This window comes from bacterium (assembly GCA_037131655.1).
Lineage (GTDB): Bacteria > Armatimonadota > Fimbriimonadia > Fimbriimonadales > JBAXQP01 > JBAXQP01.
In genome coordinates this window covers 1-10,371 of the sequence record JBAXQP010000075.1, presented here as the reverse complement: position 1 = coordinate 10,371, position 10,371 = coordinate 1, and the positions used below count along the sequence as shown (strand labels likewise).

The 10,371-nt window shown below is 44.9% G+C and carries 10 protein-coding genes; 2 read left to right on the top strand and 8 right to left on the bottom strand.

Annotation, left to right across the window (positions count from 1 at the left end; all coding sequences use genetic code 11):
- Positions 1–421, top strand: a 421-nt coding sequence (locus WCO51_05155) for a hypothetical protein (protein MEI6512648.1), incomplete at its 5' end; no start/stop codon positions are given.
- Positions 422–522: 101 nt separating this feature from the next.
- Here WCO51_05155 and rpe read toward each other — a convergent pair.
- The 5 genes from rpe to WCO51_05130 all read right to left on the bottom strand — a co-directional run bounded on the left by rpe (position 523) and on the right by WCO51_05130 (position 5,656).
- On the bottom strand, positions 523–1,194 hold the full coding sequence (gene rpe / locus WCO51_05150; protein ID MEI6512647.1) for a ribulose-phosphate 3-epimerase: 672 nt from the start codon (positions 1,192–1,194) through the stop codon (positions 523–525).
- A 16-nt stretch (positions 1,195–1,210) separates the two neighbouring features.
- Positions 1,211–2,890, bottom strand: a complete 1,680-nt coding sequence (locus tag WCO51_05145; GenBank protein ID MEI6512646.1) for a glucose-6-phosphate isomerase — start codon at positions 2,888–2,890, stop codon at positions 1,211–1,213.
- A 15-nt stretch (positions 2,891–2,905) separates the two neighbouring features.
- Positions 2,906–3,349 carry a ribose 5-phosphate isomerase B gene (gene rpiB, locus WCO51_05140; protein MEI6512645.1) on the bottom strand — a complete coding sequence of 148 codons (444 nt, stop codon included), beginning with the start codon at positions 3,347–3,349 and terminating at the stop codon, positions 2,906–2,908.
- A gap of 230 nt (positions 3,350–3,579) precedes the next feature.
- Positions 3,580–4,836 carry a hypothetical protein gene (locus WCO51_05135; GenBank protein MEI6512644.1) on the bottom strand — a complete coding sequence of 419 codons (1,257 nt, stop codon included), beginning with the start codon at positions 4,834–4,836 and terminating at the stop codon, positions 3,580–3,582.
- A gap of 31 nt (positions 4,837–4,867) precedes the next feature.
- The gene (locus tag WCO51_05130; protein MEI6512643.1) at positions 4,868–5,656 is read right to left on the bottom strand and encodes a sugar phosphate isomerase/epimerase; all 789 of its coding nucleotides are present in this window, start codon (positions 5,654–5,656) and stop codon (positions 4,868–4,870) included.
- Between the two features lie 271 nt (positions 5,657–5,927).
- Between WCO51_05130 and WCO51_05125 the strand changes: the two genes are divergently transcribed.
- On the top strand, positions 5,928–6,431 hold the full coding sequence (locus WCO51_05125) for an ankyrin repeat domain-containing protein (protein ID MEI6512642.1): 504 nt from the start codon (positions 5,928–5,930) through the stop codon (positions 6,429–6,431).
- A 51-nt stretch (positions 6,432–6,482) separates the two neighbouring features.
- On the opposite strand, the gene WCO51_05120 is transcribed toward WCO51_05125, so the two are convergent.
- The 3 genes from WCO51_05120 to WCO51_05110 all read right to left on the bottom strand — a co-directional run.
- Positions 6,483–7,628 carry a WD40 repeat domain-containing protein gene (locus WCO51_05120; GenBank protein ID MEI6512641.1) on the bottom strand — a complete coding sequence of 382 codons (1,146 nt, stop codon included), beginning with the start codon at positions 7,626–7,628 and terminating at the stop codon, positions 6,483–6,485.
- 463 nt (positions 7,629–8,091) lie between these two features.
- On the bottom strand, positions 8,092–8,472 hold the full coding sequence (locus WCO51_05115) for a hypothetical protein (GenBank protein MEI6512640.1): 381 nt from the start codon (positions 8,470–8,472) through the stop codon (positions 8,092–8,094).
- An 87-nt stretch (positions 8,473–8,559) separates the two neighbouring features.
- Positions 8,560–10,371, bottom strand: a 1,812-nt coding sequence (locus WCO51_05110) for a glycoside hydrolase domain-containing protein (GenBank protein MEI6512639.1), incomplete at its 5' end; no start/stop codon positions are given.

Below are 10,371 nucleotides of genomic sequence, written 5' to 3'. Positions count from 1 at the left end.
AACTGACGTAAAGAGTGAAATTCAGAAGCGATACACCAAAATGAATACCGCGTTGGGAAATAAGAATGTCGTTGGCGCTTTTGAGTATTATGACCCTAACTTCACTGGAATTTCCGTGTCCGGTCAGATAATTGGTTTGGGCAGCGCTAAACAGGTCGCTACTCAAATTATCCAAACTGCGAAGTCAATCAGTATCACCACAACGATTTCGACTCTTAGCTTAAAAGACAGCACTGCTAACTTGAAAACAAAAACGCATGCTGTTCTTACTATAATTGACCCCGGAACTAAGAAATTAAATAAATTGGAAATTGATGATGTTTCCGAAGACACTTGGGTCAAGGGGGCAACTGGTTGGCTGTGGAAGTACTCTAAGACGCTAATATCTACCACCAAAGTAAACGGTAAGCGTACGCAATAAAATCATTATCTGTTTTGGCATCTGACCAGTTTTAATAGTGAAGAGTATAAAACCCCAGCACGGTATTCCGCGCTGGGGTTTTCAATAATAGTTGAATGTCTTTATACCACTGCAAGAAGACGTTGCATATTTGCAGCAATGCTGGACTTGTCTGAAAAGACAGCAGAACCGGCTACAAGGGCGGTGGCGCCGGCCTTAACTACGGAGGGGGCTGTTTTGTGATCGATCCCTCCATCAACCTCTATCTCAACGTTCTCTAAACCACGCTCATCTAACGTCTGTCTTAACTTCTCAATCTTAAGAAGCATGCTAGGGATGAACATTTGGCCGCCAAAGCCGGGGTTAACCGTCATCAATAGTATCAAATCCACATACTCAAGTATCTCATCGAGTGTGTTGGTAGGAGTTCCGGGGTTGATTGATATACCGACTTTTTTTCCTAACGCTCTGATTGTCTGAGCGCTTCGATGGAGATGGGGGGTGGCTTCTTGATGGAAAATAATAGTATCCGAGCCAGCTTCAATAAACTCATCGATAAAATTTTCAGGATGAACAATCATTAAGTGAGTTTCAAGCGGAAGGCGAGTTATACGACGGACTGATTGAACGATTGGTATACCAATGCTGATGTTGGGTACAAACACACCGTCCATAACGTCGATGTGGATGCGATCCGCCCCCGCCTCTTCAGCTTGGGTTATTTGCTCTCCAAGACGAGCAAAATCTGCGGCTAGGATTGAAGGCGCAATCTTGACCCGACTATCTGTAGGCATATTATAAATTCCCTTTTTATTTAATAGTTATCGCTGCATCGACAAGTTTTTGTAGTCCACCAATTACATCTGACTTAAGATTAACCAGCATTGCCCGACGGTTATGTTTTCGAAGCGTCTCAAAGTCGCCCAATGCTTGTGCCTGTTTCAAGATACAAAAGCTGAATTCTTGGCCAGGAATAGGCAGTGGTTCAAGGTCTTTAGCAAAAAACTCAATAAACAAACCTTTATTAGGTCCACCCTTATGATATTGCCCTGTTGAGTGCAGGAAACGCGGCCCATAGCCGAGTGTTGTAGCCACTTTGAGGGCTTTCATCAATTTGGCTCGAATTGATTGCAGTTTCTCCTCCGTTTCCTCTGTGTGTTCGATGAACGCATTAAGCGCGATATAATCGCCAGGGTTTACCTTTGCCATTAAAGTTGTCAAAGCTTGATAAATATCTTCAACCGGCCAATCGGTATCTATTGTTCCAGCGGGCGCTTCCGGCGCATTGCCGGTTGATTGGTACTTCTTGATGAGGCTTAGCGTGATATCCTTGCTTTCTTTTACATTTGGTTCGCTGAAAGGATTAATGTCAAGAACAACTCCCGCCATCGATGTTGCGAATTCCCATAAGAAGAACTGAGCGCCGAGATCAAGAGTGTCCTCTAGCTCACACGTAATAAGGGGATAGCCGGCTTCTAATAAGACTTTAAGTTTGGCTTCAAGGGCTTCGGCCTTAGCCTCTTTCAGCTTGAGATAGACAAACACTCTATCTTGGCCATAGTCGTCCGGTTCACCTAGAGGTTCGCCGACTACGGGGAGAATGCCTTTTCCTTCTTTGCCGGTGCTTTCGGCAATCAACTGTTCTACCCAATCGCCGAAGCTCTCTATTCCTGGAGAAGTGATGAAAGTGAGTTTATCTAATCCCTCTAATGCCAGCGCCCCAATAGCAGCACCTAATTTAATGCCTAAATTGTTGTTATCTATTCTTGATTCCGAGCATAAAGTTGCCATTTCGCCGCCGTTTTCGAGCAAAGCTCCAATACGCGCCCCAATAAGAGCGCCTGGCAGCATCCCGAAATAAGTAAAAGCAGAAAATCGCCCGCCAACTTCAGGCGGGGTTAGGAAAACACGTCGAAATCCATTTGCTTGAGCAGTATCCACCATCGAAGTGCCGGGGTCAGTGATTGCGACAAAGCTATTACCGACCTGATCGCCTTTGATATCTTTAATCTTTTCGTAGAAGTAGCTCATTAGGGAGTTAGGTTCAACAGTACCGCCTGATTTGCAGGGGACGACTACTAAAGTATGAGCAAGGTCGACGCGACTTTCGAAATCAGTAACTTGCGCTGGAACTGTGCTGTCGAGGACATGGAGCTTAGGAAAACCAGGCGCGCTGCCAAAGGTTCTGGTAAGCACTTCAGGACACAAGCTAGAACCGCCCATGCCGAGCAGCAGCACATCGGTGAAACCTTCCCCTTTTATCTCTTGCGCGAATTCGATAAGCTCGGGGAGGCGGTTCTTCATTACTGCTCCCAGATTAAGCCAACCTAGCCGATTGGAAATCGACTTGACAGACTCCTCATCTGATTTCCAAAGGGTCGGGTCTTGCAGCCAAATCTTGCGCGCCGCTTCTCGTTTTTGTAGAATATCAACTGCCGATTGAACTTGATCCTTGTAGCTTCCAAGCTCCAGTTTCACTGAGTAATTCATTGCTCACCTTCTCATTCAATATTGTTCTAAGGCAGTTATCTTGTCTACGCGTCTTTGGTGTCTTTCTTCCGAACTATAGGTTGATTCTAGAAAACTTTTTGCAATTTCCCATGCCAATTCGACACCTGTGACGCGCTCTCCAAGGCATAAAACGTTTGCATTATTATGTTCACGGCAGATATGTGCCGAATAGCATTCTGAACAGGTTGCTGCTCGGATTCCATGTCTCTTATTAGCTGATATATTCATTCCAATCCCAGCGCCACAAAAAAGGATTCCTAAATCGGCTTGCTTTTCATTGATAGCAGTGCAGACCGCAAGCGCATAATCCGGATAATCCACCGACTCTACGCTATGCGTACCCATATCTATAACCTCATGCCCCAAAGAAGGTATTCGGTCTTTGATATATTCTTTTAAAATAAACCCAGCATGGTCAGCCCCTAATGCAATACGCATATCAAACCTCCAAATGTGATAGCTATCAGCTATCACCCATCAGCTTTCAGCACATAGCGCCAGTGTCTTTCTCTTTCCGTGTCTTTGCGAGGATGCTTGTGCCGAAGCAACCCTTCCAAAACAACCATGCAGATTCCACGCCTTAGATACTGAATGATCCTTTGATCCCTTTTATTCCTCATTGGAAAGAGGCTTGGGGGTTAGGGAAATCAGCATTACCTACAAAGTTTTTAAACACTTTCCTCGCAAATCCTTCTTGCCATATCCGACCAGCGAGTGATGCGGTCGGGTTGGTGGTGGAAGGTTGACGTGTCTTTCATGATGAGGGATACGTTGCATCCTTTGGCGATGCGCAGTGTTTCTCGTACTTCTTCTTCGGCCGCTTTCCAATCCGGTGTTGGGGAGCAGATGCGCGAGGGGTTTGGTTTGTAAACATAAACAAACTTGTTGCCAATCTTCTGTGCTAGCATTTCGCGATTTGCCCATGGGGAGACCGAAACCCAACGAAGCTGGGGAACCTTCGCTATTATCAAGTCAATCTTGTTATCAACTGGCTCACAACAGCCGTAATCTACCAGGCCGAAACGCTTCATTAGCGGAAGCTGATAGGCGAGAACGAACTCATCGAATTGCTTCGGGCCTACGCCGACGGTTTCTTGCGATTCGCCCCAGCAGAACATATCTTTTAAGCGAACAGTGCCATTGAAATCGGAGGCAGGAAGGTCAGTGTTGACTGCATTGCCGCCTGAGCCATTGATCATTTCGGGGCCGTTATTGAGGCTGAGAACATTTTCACGTTCGCAGAAGTCCATGAAATGAGTGTGGTTATCCCGAAGAAAAGCCATCAGGTCATGAAGCAGTTCGGGTTCTTCGTACATGTCAATCATCATCTGGTCAAGGCCGCGAAGGTGAATGAGTACTCGGGTCAATCCAAAGCGGAAGAAATTCACACCAACCTTGCGAACGTTGAGAATATCTCCGAATATCTCCTGCGCAAGGCAATAAGTTGCCTCAGTGCTTTCACGATCGACATCGAATTCTTGAAAGGTGAGTTTCTTCATATCGTCGGCAGTTTTTATAGGTGCTTCCCAACGATAAGATCCACCCTCAAAACCTGTTCGGTGTTGAGTTTCTGCTAACCCAAAGCCAGTTATTTTAATATCCCAATTAACATCAAGGATGTTAATTATAGGGGCGTCATCTTTGATGAGTTGATTGCGAATCAAAGACGCTCTTAGATTCCATTCCCAATGACTAACACTTGGGTGTTCACATTGGCATGGATTGGTCGGGGTTAATTCCCCCCAACCATTCTGTGGATCGGCAAAGACCATCGGACGATTTGGTTTGAGGGAGTTTAACGCTGTCCAATTCTTGATGCGTTCTTTCTGAACAGGTTGCGCTGCAATTTCCGCAACCTGTTTCGCCAAATCTCGAAGAATTTGTTTATCTTTAGCCCCGATTGATTTAGTGATTTCAGTACTCATATTGCGATTTCCTTTATAAGATGTGCTTGCATTACTGACATAAGAGTTCTTTTACGAAGGCAATATCTTCTTTAACCAAACGAACAACTGACTTGTCGTCCGAGTATTCGGCGTTGAGGTTTATGCATCCTTTATAGTTGCGTCTTTTAAGCTCAGCAATTATTTTTGGCCAATTCGAGAGACCCTGTCGGCCGGAAGTCCAGAAAGAATAATATTCTGCTACTTCAGCTTCCGGTCCATTTTCGCGAACGTAAATGGCATTCTTTAGAAATACCATACTGAGCATGTCCCAAACAATATCGATGGCTATCTCGGGGTCTTCACCTTTTAGCGCATTATGACCAGCGCACCAGATGGCTGCAATTTGTTTTGGATCGTATTTCTCAATCAAGTGGCGTAAACCCATCGCGTTGCATACAGAGTTACCGCTGTGGTTTTGAACTCCAAGGGTCACACCCCACTGAGCAAGTTTAGGAACTAAGGCATCGAATTCGTTTTGAAGTCTCTTCTCCGTTGCCATATAACCATCGGGGCCAACGCCGACACAAATTCGAATAACAGGCACTCCCGCATTCGCGCAGCCTTCCATCATAGCTTCGGTCTGCTCGCCGGCGATACTTGTTATTTTAACCCCAAAGTCGCCAAGTACTTTAGCGGCTTCCGATAGACCCTTTACGACATTATCAGGTTCAACCTGATAGTCAGGACGTACCGGCAGTTCGATGCCGCCAAAACCAATGTCGCTCACGAACTTACCTAGTTCGGGCAGGGGCATTGTCCACGGCTTTGTAAAAACAGAAAGTATTATTCCATCGTTCATATTCCCGCTCCTTGCATCATACCGATTATCAATTTGTAACTAAAAAGAGTACCGCAAAAAGGCTTCGCTTGTGTAGGAATCAGCGCTGCAAAGCTTGAGTTCTTTGAGATAACTTGATAAGAATGATAATTAGTTGAAAAATACTATATAGACGTACGCTTAGAAGGACGATATTTAACGTATAGAAACTTGTAAGTAAATTATTCCAACATGATAGTGGCTAGATTGGTGTCGGTAATCGAAATATATTAGTAGAAGGAGCATAGTAGAGTTGCCTGAGAAAATTGATGCTGGTATTGATGTTATTGAAGGCGGCGCGACTTATTCTTCTTCTAACGCCGCTTTTGGAATGTTAAAAGGTAAGAATATGAGAACACCCGGACGCAAAGGCCTAGATCCCGAACAATCTGAGGGGATGACTCCACTTCATTGGGCTGTGCTATCAGTTGAAAACGAACGAGTGCGAAAACTTATCAACCACGGCGCAGATGTCAACGCTGAGAACGTTTTCGGATACACTCCTTTACACATATCCATGCTAAACGGCAATATCGAAGCCGCAGTATTATTATTAGAAAAGGGCGCCGATGTCGGCGCAATCGATCACTTAGGAACAACACCTCTTCATCTAGCTGCCAGACGTGGAATGCGTGAAGCAGTTGAGATGCTTATTTCTAAAGGAGCTGATCCTAGAGCTGAAGATAATCTTGGCCTAACTCCCATAAGATGGTCTCATGAAGATATTACCGATCTGTTGAATGGTACGGGGAAATAATAAGGTAGCGGACTATTTATACAGCAATCGGCTAGCTAGTGCTGTATAAAATTAAAAACCATAAGATTTAACTAATTTCCAATCAGATACACGCCAAATAGCTAAAGGATGGCGAGTATTATCAGTAGAGGAAGGGGCATCTTCTGAAGCTGATACTAATGATTCTCCTTTAGGAGAATAACCAACCCATTTTATTGTCCTCGAATCCACTATTTCGCTTCGAAGTAAGTTGCCATTTGGGACTGACCATAACTGAATGAAACCTTCGCTCTTTTTCCCGCCTCCGATAGCTAGTTGTTGGCCATTCGGAGAGAATGCAATTGACTTAACGGCGCATACTGTTTTCATGGATGCTAATAGCTTGAGATCGTTAATCCGCCATAGGTTTACAACTTCATCTAGACCACCGCTCGCAATCACATTGCCATCAGGCGAAAAGGCGAGAGAAAGTATGCATCGGTTGTGGCCGATAAGCGACCTCATTAGCCGCCCGTTTGAAGTGTTCCAGAAGCGAACCTCGCCGGAGTGATTTGAGTTTCCACTGCATGTAGCAAACTTTTTTCCATTGGGCGCAAATGTTATCCCGTTGACAGGGCAGCAGATTTTATTGGCGTTCACAAGTTCGCCGCTAGGTATACGCCATAAACGGGTTGTCCCATCACTACTTCCTGTGGCTAATGAAAGTCCGTTCGGAGCAAATGCAATGGTTGAAACATCTGATGAGGCGCATTCAAAGGTATTAATCAGTCTTCCGCTGTCAACATCCAACAACTTGATGTTCTTGCTCGAATTTCGTATTCCGGCAGCTAATGTATGGCCATCGTTTGAAAAGGCAATGCTTATTACATTTTTAACGGGGAGGGTTTTTAGAACATTGCCATCTGAAGTCTGAATAATATTGATGCTTCCATTGACAGTTGCCAACAGTTTGCCATCTGGTGAGTAAGCAACAGCAGTAACCCCTCGGGTATCCGACTCATTGTATGCCACTCCATAAGCTAAAAAAGCGGTACCAAAAGCTAAAACGATGACAAGAGAAAGCCCTATTTGGGACCGTTTGAAGGATTCATTTTTGAGAAAGTCAAGTTTCGAAATGCGGTGCAATAGATCCTCCCGATGGGGCACCTGAATAACTGCATCCCCTTCAACAATAATCATAAGAATACGAACGCCTACGACATCAGGGTCAATGCTCAATTATGCTTCCCTATGGATATCTACATTATAGAAGTTGGCTCATTATAAGTCAAGTACTAATGACCGTGTGGATTATTCTTAGGGACAATTGTGTTATCAAAATGTCTGTGAAATAAACCGATAATAGTAGATGGATGATCCGCTGGCATGTGCCCGGATAAGAACGAAATTATAACGTGTCACCGAGGCAAAATTAGCGCTGTCCATTGCTGATCCCTCCGGATCATCCATCTACTATTTACATCTATAACATCAGATATAAATTAAGCAGACTTTACAAGGGTAAGGCCTGCTTAATTTATTTAGCGAAATGAAACTAAGCAGCATTTTCAGCAAGTGAAGCATAGAGAGATGGAGTTTGAAGTAAAATCGGTAACATATATTGCCCAAATGTCGTTAAAGCAGATAAAAAATACATCCTCATCTTTCGCATCAGAGTTGAAAATGAGGCGCTTATATTAAATTAGCATTTAATCCCTGGCAGATAAAGAAGATTAATTGCTTGTAAGAGGGTAGCTTTCCATTCTTTGTTCGTCTGATAAGGGGCGATGTTGGTATGTTGGGCCGTTTTCTTGGTAACCTGAATTTTAACAGCGCTATTTGGAACAGATGCACAAGATATCTCAAGTCCGTCAAAGCTAACGGTCTTTCCCTTATTAACCTCTGTTTGTAACTGCTCGATAAAGCCCATTACGGAGGCAGCGACATCCGTATTAGGCAAAGTGCTTTGACTCGCGACAACCTCTATAAGATCATCAATAGATACCGTACTAGCGTTATCGTGTGATCGATTGAACTCAATATCAGTTACTGCATTTGGGAAGGCGATAATAACGGCGCTCATCTCGCTTCTCTCCTTGAACCATTAACCATCACTTGAATTATCGGTTCAAAGGCGGGATGATTATAATGAATTTTGCGAAAATAAGCCTTACGATTTCTCTAAAATTAATAGCCAACCACGCTGCGGTTCGATTGGAATTGGACTATCTGTTTTGAAAGTGGCAGCATCTTGTAGGTTGGTAATAGGATAAGCGGTTAGGGTGGAATTAGATTCATCCAAACCCAGCGTTTGCCAATCTATTGTTAGTTTTACTTCCACTTTGTCTTCAGCCCAGCTTGCAAGGCAGATAAGCGTTTTGCCTTCTTTTTGATAAATGGTGCAAGGGACATCGGAGTGGTTGGTCTTGACTGGGCATGCGCTGTCCCAGTAGCCATACATCTTGGAGTTGCGAATGCCGAAGAGATCCCAGAATTTCCAGATGTGGCTAGCATCTGTCTCTTGATACATGCGGTTGGGCATTCCGAATAGCATTCCCCGGTGAAGGTTGCCGCCGTATTGAAGCATCTCTCCAAACAAACCAAAAGGAATACCGGACATCTCGACCATCCAGAAGTCGAGAGGATACGTAGGCAGAAAACCCTCGCCGAACCAGAGGGTATTGATGTATGGAAAATGCTCAGCATAAACAGCGGTAGCATTTAGCAAGCCGTATTGTTCCTGGAAGGGGTCGCCGCTATGGAAGTCAATTAGGCACCCTGGCTTGGCCTGATCCATCACCTTGCGCACGCGTTTCATGATCTCGCGGTCATAGCCGATGCCATCGAGATAGATTCCATCGATTCCTACATTCTTAATCAGCCAGGAAAGACCTTCTAGGTAATAGTTGTGCCAGCGGGAGAGACCGTTGGTGAGTAATGCCGCATCCCAAAGGCCATCAGGGAGATACATGTGCCAGGCTCTCTGGTATCCATCAACAAAGTGCTCATATAACCAACTATGCCCGCCTCGGATACCATCGGTGTAAATCTCGTTATTAAGGCTTTTAAGCGCCCAAATTTCCTTGACCCAGTTGGTAAGTTCGCGCACAGTGTAGTAGACCTTGACCTTAGCGCCCTTCGCATGGGCCTCGTCAAGGTAGGCCTTCAGCTTGTCGGTATGGTTGAACGGGTAGTTGATATTGGGGTTCAGCAGATTGCCGTGATGAATATTTATTACTGTCGCCCCCGAATCAAGGCACTCATCAACAGAAACGATATCCTCAGCCCAATGATAGTAACGCTGATCAAAACGGGCATAATCGAGAGGTTTGACAGGAGTAACTAGTAAAGAAAACCTCAGTTCAAGCTCTTCGCCCGCCTTCAAGACACGCTGACCGGTATATGCACAGGATGAGTATGCACCTGATTTGTCAGTCCCAAATAAGCACCCCCCTTTGCCCTCGTTATACCAACCCGACGGAAAACCGCTTTCCTTAAGGTTATGGAGATCCCATGCGTCGAATGAATGCTTCAGCTTGCAATAAAGTCCTGCATTGGTATTGCCAACCCAATATTGATGGGCAGGGGAGTTCTCATCCCATTCCCACTGCCACTTATCCGGCCTCAATCCCCCTTTATGCTTCATACCGACCATAAACTTGGCTACATCGTCCACATAGGGAATTTCAAGGCGAATATCTTGCACCACTGTTTCTATTTCAGCCTTGAGAACGAGGCGATAGATTAAATACCCATCCATCTCCATCTTAGCCGAGCAGAATAAACCTAACGAACCTGCTTGACTATGGCTCTCCCAAGTAACTGCACCAGGGGCAGGTTGGGTGATTACCGGCTTTTCGCTAACCCAATCTAAAACCCCATCAGCCGTCTCGACTAGAAGCTTTATCGGCGAAGCTAGTATCTCCCGACTTTCGGGCACGATATGATCGGGGGTAGAAGCAAAGTGGCTAACAATCTGTGA